We start from the raw sequence: 17,000 nt of genomic DNA on the forward strand, positions 1-17,000 counted from the left end.
CGAAAAGCTTTCAAAAAAATAGTAAGTCTATGCATGGAAAGGGTTATGACATATCATGGATACACCAGTTAAAGCAAAGCCTAAAATGAAATTATATGGTTTTAATAATCTCACAAAGACATTGAGTTTTAATATTTATGATATTTGTTATACTCGTACAGAAGAAGAGAAAAAACAATACATTCAATACATTGATGAAGTATACAATGCGGATCGTTTAACAGCTATCTTAACAGAGGTTAGCCATATTATTGGTGCCAACATCCTTAACGTAGCGAAACAAGATTATGATCCACAAGGGGCATCTGTTACGATTTTGATTTCTGAAGAGGAAATTGAAAAGGAAGATGTAGTCATGCATCTTGATAAATCTCACCTTACTGTACATACATATCCTGAAAGCCATCCGCACAAAGGGGTTAGTACGTTCCGTGCCGATATTGAAGTATCTACATGCGGTCAGATTTCTCCCCTTAAAGCACTTAACTATTTGATTCAAAGCTTTGATTCCGATATCCTCACATTGGACTACCATGTTCGTGGCTTTACACGTGACGTATCTGGCAAGAAAATTTATATCGATCATCGCATCAACTCTATCCAAAACTACATCAATGCAAAAACTCGCAACATGTATAATATGATTGATGTAAACGTATATCAAGAAAATATTTTCCACACAAAAATGATGTTAAAAGAATTTGATTTAGATAACTATCTCTTTGGTATTACTGAATCTGAATTGAGTGAACGAGAAATCAAACAAATTAAACATCAATTAAAACAAGAAATGATGGAAATTTTCTATGGTCGTAATTTGCCATCTGTAAAAGCATAAATAAAAAATATATATTCTGTACGCTATGTGTCCTATCAGATAATACGTATATAGTACCAAAGTAGATAAGTCGTATATGGCTTATCTACTTTTTATTTAGCTATCATTTTTATTACTAAATTAGATTAATAGAATTTAATTCTAAAATATTCGGAAAACTATATCGAAAAAACTTGAATTGTTATATATCATTTTGTATAATACAATTAGTTAAAGGTATTAATTACCGACTCAAAAGAGTCCGAGTTTATCCACAAAGGAGAATTATTATGGACGTACGTGAATTAGCTGTACAAAAGAAACGTGAATTAAAAGGTTTCCTTACTGTAGGAACAAAATATGAATTAAAAGACGCTCATGATTTATCTGTAGCTTACACACCAGGTGTAGCAGAACCATGCTTGCGTATTAAAGATAATGAAGCAGAATCCTTTGAATTAACTTGCCGTTCCAACATGGTTGCCGTTGTATCCGACGGTACTCGTGTACTTGGTCTTGGCGATATCGGCGCTGCAGCAGCATTGCCTGTAATGGAAGGTAAATCTTTATTATTCAAAAAATTCGGCGATGTAGATTGCATTCCATTGGTTGTAGATACAAAAGATGCTGATACTTTGATCAACACTGTAAAATTATTGCAAAAAAACTTTGCTGGCATTAACTTGGAAGATATTTCTTCCCCTAAATGTTATGAAATCGAAAACCGTTTGAAAGAAGAATTGGAAATCCCTGTATTCCATGATGACCAACACGGTACAGCTATCGCTTGTTTAGCTGGTGTAAAAGGCGCTCTTCGCCTTGTAAAGAAAGATTTAGCAACTGCTAAAATCGTTGTAAATGGTGCTGGTGCTGCTGGTGCAAACATCGCTCGTCTGTTGTACCTTGCAGGTGCTCGAGACATTACATTGTTAGTATCCTCCGGCGTATTGCACAAAGACTACAAACGTCTTGATTCCTTGCAAGCTGAATTGATCGACTTGCTTAAACTTGAAGAAAAACATGGCAACTTGGCTGAAAATGCTAAAGGCGCTGACATTCTTCTTGGCGTATCTGCTGCAGGTGCTTTCACAAAAGAAATCTTGGAAAACTTGGCTGATGATGCAATTGTATTCGCTATGGCTAACCCTAACCCAGAAGCAACATATGCTGATATGAAAGCTGCTGGTATTCGTATTGCTGGTACTGGCCGTTCTGACGCTCCTAACCAAATCAACAATGTAGCAGTATTCCCAGGCGTATTCCGCGGCGCTATCGATGTTCGTGCATCTAAAATTACTGATGAAATGAAATTGGCTGCTGCTGATGCATTGGCTAACTTGATTCCAGACAGCGAATTGAACGAAGAAAACATTATGCCATCCGTATTCGATCCTCGTGTAGCTCCAGCAGTTGCAAAAGCAGTTGCTGAAGTTGCTGTAAAACAAGGTATTGCAAGAAATCCACAAGTAGTAGAAGACGGCAGCTACGAAGGTTAATCTAATTGCTATGAGCTTAATGCTTAATAGCCTCTTAAAACCTAAGTAAGATAATATAAACAATACAAACATGCACCTCGAAAGGGGTGCATGTTTTTGAATATGAACTAATAAAATTTAAAAAATTAATGAAGTTGTAAAAAAGTACTTGTCACTAATTTGTATCGATGATATAATAATTTTCGTTGCAGAGCGATACTCAATAGAGTAAAAACTCAGCAAGAGTAGTGGTTGACATCAACTACCAGGTTTGCTATAATTAGCAAGTAATTAATGACGGGGCATAGCGCAGTTTGGTAGCGCACCTGGCTTGGGACCAGGGGGTCGCAGGTTCGAATCCTGCTGCTCCGACCATTTTTTTTTGCGGGTGTAGCTCAATGGTAGAGCCCCAGCCTTCCAAGCTGGTCGCGAGGGTTCGATTCCCTTCACCCGCTCCATTTTTTTTTGCCTTTTTTAGGGTAAACTAAAATAAAATAGAGCACAGTTGACGATATATAGTACATAATTTATACTATAATAGATAATTACATATATAGGTAATCCACATGGTTCAGTAGCTCAGTTGGATAGAGCAACGGCCTTCTAAGCCGTGGGTCGGGGGTTCGAATCCCTCCTGGATCACCAAAGAAATAAGCGGATAGCTCGTAATGAGCTATCCGCTTTTTTGCTATTTTAAATTATAAATCAGTAGTTATTTTGTAATATTTAAAGTTTATCTAACTGTATAGTATTATCTCTTAACCACTGTGCTAGTTCTACATTTGTCATATTTCCTGCGGCCACATTGATAATTAGGTTTTCAACTTCTTGTTGTGAAGCGGTAATATCAAAACCATTGATAATAAGATACACATACATACTGTGTAGTGCAGTTCGCTTATTGCCATCTGTAAAAGGATGGTTATTGGCGATACCATAACATAATTGTGCTGCTTTGTCATAGAGAGAGGGATATAAGTCGCTCCCCATAAATGTTTGAAATGGGGTATTTACAGCTGATACTAAAAGATTCTTATCTCGCACTCCTGAAGAGAGGACAAATGCATCTTCTAATTCTCTGTGCAGTTCGTAGATATCTTGTACAGTGAGTTGAATATTAGGTGTACTCATTTATTCTCCAATGCTTTATATAGGTCATAATTACGCTTTAATACTTGTTGCGAGATGTCTTTTATCTGCTTTTTTAGCTCTTTATTAGTATCACTAGTTATGATAGAGGGGTTGTTGTTTGTTTTGCAATCGATAATTTTCTGATCTTTTGATATCATAAATTAAATTCCTTTACTGTATTTTTGACTTTTATATTTACTATATATTTGACTTTTATATCTATTATATAGGTAATAAATCAATAAAAACAATCTAATTAATAGTAAATATTTTAAAAGTTCAAATTTAATTATCTCTCACAAATCCAGTATTTATCTATATTTTTGCCATATAAATCTAATTGGTCAAAATAAAAGTCAAAAAAAGTCAAAAAATTTATCTTTGACCTATTGACTTTTTGACTTAATCAGATTATTATAATGTCATAAGGTTGAAGAAACCTAGAAATAAAGCAAGAAATTAAACAGACTTAAAAAGTCAAATAGATATACTTGTAGTAAAAAAGTGAGGTAATTTATATGAACAACAACTTCAATAACTTTGGTAGCGACTTCGGTAGCATGAATGATTTATTCAATCAATTGATGGGTAACATGGGTGGTTATTCCACAGAAAACCGTCGTTATAAAATTAATGGTCGCGAAGTAACTCCAGAAGAATTCGCTTATTATCGTCAAACTGGTCGTTTGCCTTCTAACGAAGAAATGCAAGCTGCTCAAGCTGCACAACAAGGTAAAATGAAACAAGATGGTATCCTTGCTCGTTTGGGTACAAACTTAACTCAACAAGCTCGTGATGGTAAACTTGATCCAGTAATTGGTCGTAATAAAGAAATCCAAGAAACAGCAGAAATCCTTGCACGTCGTACTAAAAACAATCCTGTACTCGTAGGTGATGCCGGTGTTGGTAAAACAGCAGTAGTAGAAGGCTTGGCACAAGCTATCGTCAATGGCGATGTTCCTGCAGCTATTAAAAATAAAGAAATTATTTCCATCGATATTTCCGGTTTGGAAGCTGGTACTCAATACCGTGGTTCCTTCGAAGAAAATATCCAAAACCTTATCAAAGAGGTTAAGGCTGCTGGTAATATCATCTTGTTCTTCGACGAAATCCATCAAATCTTGGGCGCTGGTTCCACAGGTGATGGTCAAGGTTCTAAAGGTTTAGCAGATATCTTGAAACCTGCTTTGTCCCGTGGTGAAATGACTGTTATTGGTGCTACAACACAAGATGAATACCGTAACACAATCATGAAAAACGCAGCTCTTGCTCGTCGTTTCAATGAAGTTAAGGTAAATGCACCATCTCCAGAAGATACTTTCAAAATTTTACAAGGCATTCGTCCATTGTATGAAGCGCATCATAATATCGAATTGCCAGATGCCGTGTTGAAAGCAGCTGTAGATTATTCCGTACAATACATTCCTCAACGTAGCTTGCCAGATAAAGCTATCGACTTGATCGATGTAACAGCAGCTCACTTGGCTTCCCAACATCCTGTAACTGATATTAAAACATTAGAAGCAGATATTGCAGAAGCTAAAGCAAAACAAGAAGAGTTTGCTCAAAAAGAAGATTACGAATCCGCTATTAATGAAAAGATGCGTATTCAAAAATTGCAAGAAGAAATCGATAATCACACTGAAAACCAAAAGGTAGTGGCTAAGGTTAACGATGTAGCGGAAGCCGTTGAAAGAATGACTGGTATCCCTGTATCTCAAATGGGTGCGTCCGATATTGAACGCTTGAAAGACATGAAATCTCGTTTACAAGCTCATGTAATTGGTCAAGATAAAGCAGTAGAAGCTGTATCTAAAGCTATCCGTCGTAACCGTGCAGGCTTTGACGAAGGTAACCGTCCAATCGGTAGCTTCTTATTCGTAGGTCCTACTGGTGTTGGTAAAACAGAATTGGCTAAACAATTAGCTCTCGATATGTTTGGTAACAAAGATGCTATCATTCGTTTGGATATGTCCGAATATAGTGATCGCACAGCTGTTTCTAAATTGATTGGTGCTACAGCAGGTTATGTTGGTTACGAAGATAACTCCAACACATTGACTGAACGTGTACGTCGTAATCCTTACTCCATCGTATTGTTCGACGAAATCGAAAAAGCAGACCCTCAAGTTATTACATTACTTCTTCAAGTATTGGACGATGGCCGCTTAACAGATGGTCAAGGTAACACAGTAAACTTCAAAAACACTGTTATCATTGCTACATCTAACGCAGGCTTTGGTTATGGTCAAAATAATGACGATGAAAACAAAGTAGATGTAATGGAACGTATTGCTCCATTCTTCCGTCCAGAATTCTTGAACCGTTTCAATGCAGTAATTGAGTTCAACCAATTAAGCAAAGACGACTTGAAGAAAATCGTAGACTTGATGCTTGATCAAGTTAACAAAACTTTGGCTAAAAAAGACATCACTCTTGATGTAACTGATGCAGCTAAAGAATTATTGATGGAACAAGGTTATGATAAAACTATGGGCGCTCGTCCATTACGTCGTGTTATCGAATCTGAAATCCGTGATAATGTAACTGACTTCTACTTGGATCACATCGATGCTAAACACTTGCTTGCTGATGTTGTAGATGGTCACATTGTTATCAGTGAGAAAGACGCTGATAAAGATACTGATAAAAAATCTGATGATACATCCAGTGATAAAAAATCTGCAGACGACAGCAAACAAGCTGATGATGCTGCATCCAAGGACAATAAATAATCAGTAGGCTATTGACACTAACTAATGAATCCCTTACAACTCTCTCCATATACAAATAAATAATAATAGTCCTATTGATGGTGAAAGCACTCGACAATATGTCGGGTGCTTTTTTTGTATCAATAGTTGTGTATTAATAAAAGAATTTTGTATACATGACAAAAATCATTGCTAATACATCGATGTATTTAGTATAATCATATCACTTAATTCAATATTCTATAGAATTTAAAAATGAGATGAAGAAAGGGAGGAGATATTGATGTCACATTATGTAGATCTAAATAGCGATTTAGGTGAAAGTTTTGGCAACTACACATTAGGCATGGATGGTGAAGTGTTAAATCACGTCACAAGTGCCAATGTTGCTTGTGGATGGCATGCTGGAGATCCTCTCATTATGGATACTACAGTTCGCATGTGCAAGGAAAAGGGCGTAGCCGTAGGGGCGCATCCTGGATATCCTGATTTAATGGGCTTTGGTCGTCGAGCAATGGCCGTAAATCCAGCAGAGGCAAAAGCGTATATGATATATCAAGTGGGTGCATTGCAAGCCTTCTGTGATAGTTATGGTGTTACATTACAACATATGAAATTACACGGTGCTTTTTATAACACCGCATGTGTAACTCCTGCATTGGCAGATGCTGTATTAGATGGCTTACAAGCGGTAAACCCTAATATTGCAGCTATGGTGTTGAGCGGTAGCTATATTGCAAAAGAAGCAGAGCGTCGAGGCATTCCTGTAATTCAGGAGGTATTTGCTGATCGTGGTTATACTGATGAAGGTACATTGGTACCTCGTACAGAACCTGGGGCTTTTATAAAAGACCCTCAAGAGGCTCTTGAACGAGTACTTATGATGGTTACAGAAGGTAAGGTTGTCACTAATACAGGTAATACTATTGATATTGTAGCTGATTCCGTATGCGTACACGGCGATAACCCAGAAGCGATAGCTTTCACAAATTACATCCGTGAAGGCCTTACAAAAGCGGGTGTTACAGTGGCTAATTTTCAAAACCGTAAATAGTAAAACGGTCATTAGAAAATAAGCAATACATAGCAAATACGTAATAAATAGTAATTATGTAGTAAATAGTAAATATGTAGTAAATAGTAAGTACATAATAGATCGTTAATAAATTATTGTGTGGAGGTTTTTATGAAACCAATTTCAGGTAAAGCAAGTTTATCTGTCCTCTTGGGGGCAGCTTTCTTGATGGCCACGTCCTCTATTGGGCCGGGCTTTATGTTACAAACGGCAGCATTTACGAATGATTTAAAAGCAGATTTTGCGTTTGCCATCATTGTGTCTGTTATTTTTTCAATTATTGCACAGCTTAATGTGTGGACCATCATTGGCATATCTAAAATGCGTGGTCAAGATATTGCCAATAAAGTATTGCCAGGACTTGGCTATTTCGTAGCATTCTTGATTTCTCTTGGGGGCCTTGCTTTCAATATCGGTAACATTGGGGGCGCGTCTATGGGCCTAAATATTGTATTTGGTATTGATACAACGACTGCAGCGGCTATCAGTGGTATCCTTGGTATTCTATTATTCGCCTCTCCAAAAATGGGTGGTGTACTAGACAACACAGCCAAAATTCTTGGTACGGTAATGCTTGTATTAATTGGTTATGTGGCGTTTTCTACAAATCCGCCAGTGGCTGAAGCGGCTACTCATGCGGTGGCACCGACGCATTATCCATGGCTTGCAACTATTACCCTTATCGGTGGTACCGTAGGTGGTTACATTACATTCTCTGGCGGTCACCGCCTCATTGATGCGGGTATTACTGGTCAAGAACATTTGAAAGATGTACGTCGTGCAGCCTTCATGGGTATGTCCGTAGATGCAGTGGTTCGTATCTTGTTATTCTTGGCCGTTCTTGGCGTTGTGTCTATGGGCTATGCCTTAGATCCTAAGGACCCAGCTGGTTCTGCATTCCTTCTTGGTGCTGGTGAAATCGGTCATAAATTGTTCGGTATCGTGTTCTTCTGCGCAGCCTTAACATCTGTAGTAGGTGCAGCGTACACATCCGTGTCCTTCTTAAAAACATTATTCAAAGTAGTGGAACGCAATGAAAAATTGACTATTATGACATTCATCTTCGTTTCTACATGTATTTTGATCTTTATTGGTAAACCAGCATCCTTGTTGATTTTGGCTGGCTCCGTAAACGGCTTAATCTTGCCGATTACATTAGCAGTAATGCTCTTTGCTACTCATAAATCTGAAATCGTAGGGGACTACAAACATAATAAACTGTTATACTATACAGGATGGATTGTAGTACTTGTAACAGCTTACATCGGCGTTACATCCTTACAAGGCATTGCTAAATTACTTGGTTAATTTGATAATTATGAAAGTACCATTATTTTCGTTTGAAGGTAATGGTTCTTTCTGGTTTTAGGAAGGAGATACCTATGAAACCTATAATTTCACCTGTAGGGGATTGCGCTATCTCTATTGATTTTGGTCAAGTGATCGATCCAAAGATTAATCGACATATACGTCAAACGATAGAGCGAATTCAAGAGCTGCATCTAGAGGGAATCATTGAATTAGTTCCTACCTATTGTGCATTACTTTTACAATATGATGCTATGCTATATTCCTATTCGGAATTGTGTAACATCATTGAGCCTACGTTGGAGCAGACCATAACAGATAATGATAATGAGCTTGTTACTGTTGTAGAAATTCCTACCGTGTATGGTGGTGAGTTTGGTCCAGACCTTGGCTTTGTGGCCTCTCATAATAACTTAAGCGAAGATGAGGTTGTAGCCATTCATAGTGGTACGGATTACTTGGTATATATGCTTGGCTTCATTCCTGGCTTTACCTATTTAGGCGGTATGGACCCACGTATTGCGACGCCTCGTTTGTCCTCTCCAAGAACATTGATACCAGCAGGTTCTGTAGGTATTGCAGGGGAGCAGACGGGGACGTATCCGTCTGACTCTCCAGGGGGCTGGCAGATTATTGGACGTACACCTGTAACCATGTATGATATGTCCAAGGAACAAGCGGCACTATTGAGTGCCGGCGACTATGTACGCTATGTACCAATTGATGAAGCAGAATATAATCGTATTAAAGCATTGGGTTCGGACTATGTACCGTCCATGTATAAAGTAGAGGTAGGTGAGTTGCGTGGCTATTAATGAATTTAAGAAATCATCAATCTACGTAACTGCACCTGGTATGTATACGACAATTCAAGATGAAGGTCGTGTTGGGTTCCAACAATACGGTATGCCTGTAGCAGGTCCTATGGATAGTGAAAGCTACCTCTTGGGTCAAGCTCTCGTAGGTAATGTAGAAACAGTAGGTGCCTTAGAATGTACCTTATTACCACCTACACTAACCGTGAAAGGCACATGTATCGTTGCTTTCACAGGGGCCGACATGGAACCGACAATTAATAATGTACGGGTGCCTCGATATATTCCATTCGTATGTCACGATGGTGATGTTATTTCCGGTGGCTTTAGCCAATGTGGTGTGCGCATGTACATTTCATTCTCTGGTGGCATCGATGTGCCAAGTATCAACGGCAGTGTTTCTACCCATACAAAGGCAAAAATAGGTGGCCTTGAGGGGCGCCCATTACAAAAGGGCGATGAGCTAGGTATTAAAGCTTTTACTCGAGACGAAGTACATGTATGCGATTATCGTGGTGAAGATCATACTCTGTTCAATACAGCCTTGTATAACCGTGGTGGCCGTGAATGTCATGAACCATTACGCGTTGTATTAGGTGATCAGGCAAAACATTTCACCGGGAAGGGAATCAAGACCTTTAGTGATAACATCTATACACTGACTGTAGAATGTGACCGTATGGGCTTCCGCTTAGATGGTCCTGAAATTGAACACGTAGACAGTGCAGATATAATTTCTGATGGTGCCGTATTTGGCTCTATCCAAGTGCCATCGAATGGACATCCCATTGTCCTTATGGCAGATCGCCAAACAACAGGGGGCTATACAAAAATAGGCACTATCATTACCGCGGACCTACCTCGGCTTAGCCAATTGCCGGTAGGGGATGGGATTAACTTTAATATCGTATCTATTGACGAAGCGCAAGATATATACCGAGCGTATATGGAACGTTTACATAAGCGGATTAAATTAGCACATGAACAAAGTGCTTATGTTTTTAAGGTAAGGAATAAAATTTAAAAGTTTATATAGATTTAATGAAGTGAACACCTCTGTAATGAAGATGTACAGTTTGAGCTGTACTATTCAGTTATAGAGGTGTTTTTCTGTGCCTGCAATCATATAAACTCGGTTTAAAAATTTAATTATGAGTTTATATTCATCTTAGAATTTTATTTATGGTGTAAATATGACACATATGTGGTAAAATTTTGATAGAAATCATAAAAAAATCCGCATAATTGCAGTATTTGCATAGGTTATTATTTTTGTGAAAGTTTGATGAAAACACTTGCAACTATATCGAAGATTTTGATATACTAACTACATCGAAAAAATTGAAAGTCAATTATGACTAACATATCATAGTAAATATATATAGAGAGATTATAAGAAGGTTTATTGGAGAAAAAGGAGAAAAGAAGGATGAACAAAATTTTTAAGGTGGTTTGGAGCAAATCTAAAGAATGCTACGTAGTAGTATCTGAATTCGCTAAAAATAATAGCGGTAAAAAGAAAATTGTAGTAGCGGGTATCTTTGCAGCATTGGCTATGACTAATGCTAATGTGGCGTTGGCAGCAAATACTTTACCTATCGTAGCTGATCCAACTTCTGTTGGCTTTGGTGCTGGAGCTAATGTTTCTGGTAGGAATTCTGTTGGCTTAGGTACAAATGTAAAAGCTACTCTTAGTGATGTTGTTGCAATTGGTACTGCTGCAAAAGTAGAGACTGCTGGTGGTGGGGTTGCTATTGGTCAAAATGCTAAATCAAAAGGTCTATATGGTAATACACCAAGTGTTGCTGTAGGTAAAGATTCAATTGCAAATGGTGGTACTGCGATTGCTATTGGTACTAATGCGGCAGTAAACGAAGCTGGTACTTCATTTTCACAAGGTATTGCCATTGGTGGTGGTGCATTACCGGGGCAAGGGGCTACCGTTATAGGTGACCAAAGTATTGCTATTGGTGGTAATACTAAAGCCATTGGTCACTCCTCAATTGTTATTGGTGGTGATGACGCTGATAGAATGACAAGTACGAGAGCCGTTTATACCGATATTAATACAGGAAAAGCTGCTGTCGCTACTGTTTCTGATGCTGTTAAAGCTTTAACAGGGTATGAAATTAAGTGGCGTGATTATAATAATGCTACAGCAGATCATATCGGTATCACAGTGGGTACTAAAGGGCAATCTGGTAATGCTGGTATTGCTATTGGTACTGGCGCTGACTCTAAAAATCGTATTGCCGGTGCTTTAAATGGCGTAAATACAAGTGCTGCCGATAATACATCTGTAACAAATGCCATCGCTATTGGTACAGGTGCTAAAGCAAACCGTGATAACTCTGTCGCTTTAGGTGGTGGTTCTACTACAGATAAGGCAGGTACTAAACAATCTAGCTATACATTGCCAAATGGTATTACAGCAACATGGGCTGGTGGTGACAAAACGTTAGAAGGTGATATTGTATCTTTCGGTGCTGAAGGATATGAACGTCAGTTAAAAAACGTCGCTCCTGGTGAAGTAAGTGCTACTTCTACAGATGCCATCAACGGCTCTCAGTTAGCTGCTATCGTGGATCAAATTGCTTATAAATATGTATCTATTAAATCTACTGATACTCCAAATGCGGATAATACAGGCGCAACAGCAAATAACTCTATTGCTATTGGTCCAAATGCATCTACAACTGCAGCTGCAGAAAAATCTGTAGTTATTGGTGATGGTGCGAGTGCAACGACAGCTAATGGCGTAGCTATTGGTTCTAAATCTGTTGCTAGTACAGCTGCAGGTGTAGCAGGCTATAATGCCAATACTGGTCGTACTGATACATATGCTAACTTAACTGGTACAACTTTAACATCTACATTAGGCGGTGTGGCAGTAGGTACAACAGATCAAACTCGCCAAATCAACTATGTTGCTGCTGGTACAGCTGATACAGATGCTGTTAACGTAGCACAATTGAAGAGCGTTAACCTTGCTTTCACAGGCGATACTGGTAGTGGCGATGTGAATTTAGCAAATAGCAAATTAGCTGTAAATGGCGATAACACATACATTGAAACTACAGCTAATGGTAAGAAAATTACAATTGCTGGTAAAAAGCAAGATATTACTGTAACAAATGGTACAGCTACAGGTACAGCTGGCATGGCTGATGCTAGGAATGTAGCAGAAGCAATTAATAATGCTATCGATCAAAACAAATATACTTGGGATCTTTCTGCTAATGGTGAAGCAACACCAGTAACAGTTGAAAAAGGTAATAAAGTAGATTTTTCTGGTGCTGATAATATTACAGTTGCTAGAAATGATAAAAATATCTCTGTGTCCTTGAAGAAAGAGCTTACTGGTTTAAACAGTGCATCTTTCAACAATGCTGCAGGTAATCCAACTGTAAAAATTGATGGCGACAAAGGCATCAATGCAGGCGATATGAAAGTTACTAACGTAGCTGATGGTGTAGCAGATAAAGATGCTGTCAATGTATCTCAATTGAAGAAAACAGACGCTAAAGCAGATGCTAACAAAGCTGCAATTGCTCGTAAAATTTCCTTAGGTGGTAATAGTGGTTCTACTGCAGAGAAATCTTTGAGCGCAGGCGATGTAAAATTCAATGTTAAAGGTGCTGATGGTTTAACTACGGTTGCTTCTGGAGATGATGTAACTGTTAAACTTGATACAGATACTAAAAATAAAATCGATAACGCTGCTGACAAAGATTTGAGCAATTTGAATCCAGCCGGTGAGCAAAAGGTTAAAGATCTAGCTGCTTGGAAAGTAGTTGCTAACAGTGGTACTGCTGAAAATGTTAAAGGTGGCGACACTGTTAAGTTCATCGATGGTGATAACATCGAAATTACACAAGCTGGTAAAAACTTTACAATTGCCACAAAGAAAAACGTTACATTTGATAACATAACAGCTACGCAAGCAATTACAGCTCCAACTGTGAACGCTACAACAGGCGTAGTAACACCTCAAGTAACAGGCTTAACTAATAGAGACTGGACTCCAGGTCAAACAACACCTGTACCTGGTCGTGCGGCTACAGAAGATCAATTGAAACAAGTTGATAATCAAGTTAAAGCTAATAAAGACAATATCACTCAAAATACTACTGATATTGCAGATAATAAGCAAAAGATTGCTGATAACAAAACAGAAATCGATAAAAATACAACAGCTATTGCGCGTAAGATTTTCTTAAATGGTAATACTGGTACTACAACTAAGAAATCCTTAAGCGCCGATGATGTAGACTTCACTATTAAAGGTGAAGATGGTATTACTACAACCGCTTCCGGTAATGATGTAACAGTTAAACTTGATACAGATACTAAAAATAAAATCGATAACGCTGCTGACAAAGATTTGAGCAATTTGACTCCAGATGGTAAAAAGCAAGTTAAAGATTTAGCTGCTTGGAATGTAGTTGCTAATAATGGTACTGCAGAAAAAGTGTTAGGTGGCGACACTGTTAAATATATCAATGGTGATAACATTGTCATTACACAATCTGGTAAAGACTTCACATTTGCTACTAAGCCAGATGTAACATTCAATACGGTAACGGCTAACGACACTATTACAGCTCCAAAAGTTAAAGCTACAACTGGTGTGGAAACGCCTCAAGTAACTGGTTTAACTAATAAAACTTGGGTTCCAGGTCAAACACAACCAGTATCTGGTCGTGCAGCCACAGAAGATCAATTGAAAGCAGTTGACGATCAAGTCAAAACAAATACAGGCAATATTACTCAAAATACTAATGATATTGCAAAAAATAAAGCTAATATTACTAAAAATGCTGGTGATATTGCGGCTAACAAAACTGCTATCAATAAAAATGCTGACGATATTGCTAACAATGCAAGGGAAATTGCGGCAAACAAAGATAAAATTGACCAAAATACAACGGCTATTGCTCGTAATATCTCCTTAGGTAGTGATGATGGTGATACAGATAAAAAATCTTTGAGCACAGGTGATGTGAAGTTCAACATTAAAGGTGAAAATGGCATTACTACTGCAGCTAATGGCGTAGATGTAACTGTTAAATTGGACGATGCTACAAAAGATAAAATCGATAATGCAGCAAACCGTGATTTGAGCAATTTAACTCCAGATGGTAAACAACAAGTTAAAGATTTAGCAGCTTGGAATGTAGTAGCTAACAATGGTACTGCTGAAAAGGTTCAAGGTGGCGATACAGTTAAATTCATCGATGGTGATAATGTTACCATTACACAAAATGGTAAAGAGTTCACTGTTGCCACAAAGAAAGATGTAACATTTGACAACGTTACAGCAAATCAAAAAATTACAGCTCCTGAAGTGAGTGGTTTAACAAATACTACTTGGAATCCAGGTGTAACACAACCTGTATCTGGTCGTGCTGCGACTGAAGATCAATTGAAAGCAGTTGATGATGAAGTAGCTAAGAACAAGAAAAATATTGCTGATAACAAAACTGCTATCGATAAAAATGCTGGCGATATTAAAACAAATAAAGATAATATTGACAAAAATACAACAGCAATTGCTCGTAAAATCTCCTTAGGTGGTGACACTGGTTCTACTGACAAAAAATCCTTGAGCACAGGCGATGTGAAATTCAATATTAAAGGGCAAAACGGTATCGTTACTGAAGCTAATGGTGATGATGTAACTGTTAAGTTAGATGATGATACTGCAAACAAAATCAACAACGCAGCAAATACTGATTTGAGCAACTTAACAGATACTGGTAAACAACAAGTTAAAGATTTATCCGCATGGAATGTAGTGGCTAACAATGGTACTGCTGAAAAAGTTGAAGGTGGTAACACAGTTAAGTTCATCGATGGTGATAACATCTCCATTACTCAAAATGGTAAAGACTTCACAATTGCAACTAAGAAAGATGTAACATTCGATACTGTAACTGCTAATGACACAATTACAGCTCCAAAAGTAAAAGCAACTGATGGTGTAGAAACTCCAGAAGTAACAGGCTTGACTAATAAAACTTGGGTTCCAGGTAAAACACAACCTGTAAGTGGTCGTGCTGCAACTGAAGATCAATTGAAACAAGTTGATGACCAAGTAGCAGAAAATAAAACTAACATTGGTAAAAATGCTGATAATATTGCGAAAAACAAAGCTCAAATCGATAAAAACACAGAAGCAATTGGCCGTAAGATTTCCTTAGGTGGTAACACTGGTTCTACTGATGAAAAATCCTTGAGCACAGGCGATGTTAAATTCAACATCAAAGGCGAAAACGGTTTAACAACTGAAGCTAATGGTGAAGATGTAACTGTTAAAATCGATGATGCAACAAAAGCAAAAATCGATAATGCAGCAAATCAAGACTTGAGCAACTTAACAGATGCTGGTAAACAACAAGTTAAAGATCTATCTGCATGGAAGGTAACTGCAGCTGGCGGTACTGTTGAAAAAGTACAAGGTGGCGATACTGTTAAATTCCAAGCAGGTGATAACCTTGAAGTTAAACAAGACGGTACTACTTTCACATATAGCCTAGCTAAAGACGTGAAAGGTCTTAACAGTGTAACTGTAGGTGATGAAAATGGTCCATCCACTAAGATTACTCCTGCAGGCACAACTGTAAAAGATGCAGCTGGTAACTCTACAACAGTTAATGGTGCAGGCATGACTATTAACCCTGCAAATTCTGCAGCTAGCCCTGTATCTCTTACTGTAGATGGCTTGAACAATGGTGGTAACCAAATTCATGGTGTAGCACCTGGTACAGCTGATACAGATGCAGTAAACGTGAGCCAATTGAAAGGTGCACAAGCAGGTTTACAAGAGGCTATTAACCGTGTAGGTGTTGAGACACAACGTGTAGGTGCTCATGCAGCAGCTATGGCAGCGTTGAAACCAATTCAATACGATCCATTGGAACCAACACAAATTATGGCTGGTATTGGTAACTACCGTGGTGAAACAGCTGGTGCAATCGGTCTTGCACATTACAAAACTGAAGACACTATGTTCAACATCGGTGTTACTCTTGGTTCTAGCCACAATATGATCAATGCTGGTGTAACTCATAAATTTGGTGGTAGCCGTGATAGAAAAGATGCTATTCCAGAACGTTATAAAGCTGGTCCTATCAGCTCTATCTACGTAATGCAAGATGAAGTAAGTCACTTGCGTTCCCAAAATGAAGAGTACAAATCCAAGCTTGAACAACAACAATCTGAAATTGATGCGTTGAAAGCAGCAGTTAACCAATTGTTGGCAAATAAAGCATAATCATATTGTACATATAGTTAGAACTATGTATATCCCGTGAATGGATATGTAAAACTAGAAAGAGCCTTCCTCGAAAGAGGAGGCTCTTTTTAGTATGAAAACAAAAATAGTTTATTAAAGCTATATCTGTAAAATAAAATAGTCTGAAAATTCTAATTTAATAATTAATAAAAATATCGATAAAGCTGTATATAATGAATAATTTATGAATATTTTTAGACGGTGATTAATTTTGTAATGAAATCTAATATTCTTTTCGTTCTCAATTAGTAGCATAAAAATTCATATAATATGCAATTTATTAAGGTGAATTGTAAATGAATTATGATGATACTGCGTGTTTAAGCATACTCTATGCATAATTGAGATAATAGTAAATATCCAAAAAT

9 protein-coding genes and 3 tRNA genes are annotated in these 17,000 nt (G+C 37.8%); 11 read left to right on the forward strand and 1 reads right to left on the reverse strand.

Features of this window, described 5'->3' with window-relative positions; translation table 11 throughout:
* Positions 1–55: 55 nt before the first annotated feature.
* The 5 genes from speD (at position 56) to VCHSUH03_RS02780 (ending at position 2,937) form a co-directional block, all read left to right on the forward strand.
* Entirely contained in the window at positions 56–838 is a 783-nt protein-coding gene (speD, locus tag VCHSUH03_RS02760; protein ID WP_105093984.1) for an adenosylmethionine decarboxylase, read from the forward strand.
* A gap of 269 nt (positions 839–1,107) precedes the next feature.
* Complete coding sequence (locus VCHSUH03_RS02765) at positions 1,108–2,313, forward strand: NAD(P)-dependent malic enzyme (RefSeq protein ID WP_105093985.1); 1,206 nt, start codon at positions 1,108–1,110, stop codon at positions 2,311–2,313.
* Positions 2,314–2,590: 277 nt separating this feature from the next.
* Positions 2,591–2,667: transfer RNA gene (locus VCHSUH03_RS02770), tRNA-Pro, on the forward strand.
* A gap of 9 nt (positions 2,668–2,676) precedes the next feature.
* Positions 2,677–2,750, forward strand: a tRNA-Gly gene (locus VCHSUH03_RS02775).
* A gap of 110 nt (positions 2,751–2,860) precedes the next feature.
* Positions 2,861–2,937: transfer RNA gene (locus VCHSUH03_RS02780), tRNA-Arg, on the forward strand.
* Positions 2,938–3,018: 81 nt separating this feature from the next.
* Here the strand turns inward: VCHSUH03_RS02780 and VCHSUH03_RS02785 are convergent.
* Complete coding sequence (locus VCHSUH03_RS02785) at positions 3,019–3,423, reverse strand: type II toxin-antitoxin system death-on-curing family toxin (RefSeq protein WP_105093986.1); 405 nt, start codon at positions 3,421–3,423, stop codon at positions 3,019–3,021.
* Positions 3,424–3,941: 518 nt separating this feature from the next.
* On the opposite strand from VCHSUH03_RS02785, the gene VCHSUH03_RS02790 reads away from it, so the two are divergent.
* The 6 genes from VCHSUH03_RS02790 (at position 3,942) to VCHSUH03_RS02815 (ending at position 16,611) form a co-directional block, all read left to right on the forward strand.
* Entirely contained in the window at positions 3,942–6,158 is a 2,217-nt protein-coding gene (locus tag VCHSUH03_RS02790; protein ID WP_105093987.1) for an ATP-dependent Clp protease ATP-binding subunit, read from the forward strand.
* A 262-nt stretch (positions 6,159–6,420) separates the two neighbouring features.
* Positions 6,421–7,191, forward strand: a complete 771-nt coding sequence (locus VCHSUH03_RS02795) for a LamB/YcsF family protein (protein WP_105093988.1) — start codon at positions 6,421–6,423, stop codon at positions 7,189–7,191.
* A gap of 132 nt (positions 7,192–7,323) precedes the next feature.
* Positions 7,324–8,520, forward strand: a complete 1,197-nt coding sequence (locus VCHSUH03_RS02800) for an NRAMP family divalent metal transporter (protein ID WP_105090248.1) — start codon at positions 7,324–7,326, stop codon at positions 8,518–8,520.
* Positions 8,521–8,594: 74 nt separating this feature from the next.
* Positions 8,595–9,335 carry a 5-oxoprolinase subunit PxpB gene (pxpB, locus tag VCHSUH03_RS02805; protein ID WP_105093989.1) on the forward strand — a complete coding sequence of 247 codons (741 nt, stop codon included), beginning with the start codon at positions 8,595–8,597 and terminating at the stop codon, positions 9,333–9,335.
* Positions 9,325–10,359 carry a 5-oxoprolinase subunit C family protein gene (locus tag VCHSUH03_RS02810; protein ID WP_105093990.1) on the forward strand — a complete coding sequence of 345 codons (1,035 nt, stop codon included), beginning with the start codon at positions 9,325–9,327 and terminating at the stop codon, positions 10,357–10,359. The genes pxpB and VCHSUH03_RS02810 overlap by 11 nt, the downstream gene beginning before the upstream one ends.
* A 405-nt stretch (positions 10,360–10,764) precedes the next feature.
* On the forward strand, positions 10,765–16,611 hold the full coding sequence (locus tag VCHSUH03_RS02815; protein WP_105093991.1) for an ESPR-type extended signal peptide-containing protein: 5,847 nt from the start codon (positions 10,765–10,767) through the stop codon (positions 16,609–16,611).
* Positions 16,612–17,000 lie beyond the last annotated feature (389 nt).

It is taken from the genome of Veillonella infantium (genome assembly GCF_002959895.1).
In the GTDB taxonomy this organism is placed as follows: Bacteria; Bacillota; Negativicutes; order Veillonellales; family Veillonellaceae; genus Veillonella; species Veillonella infantium.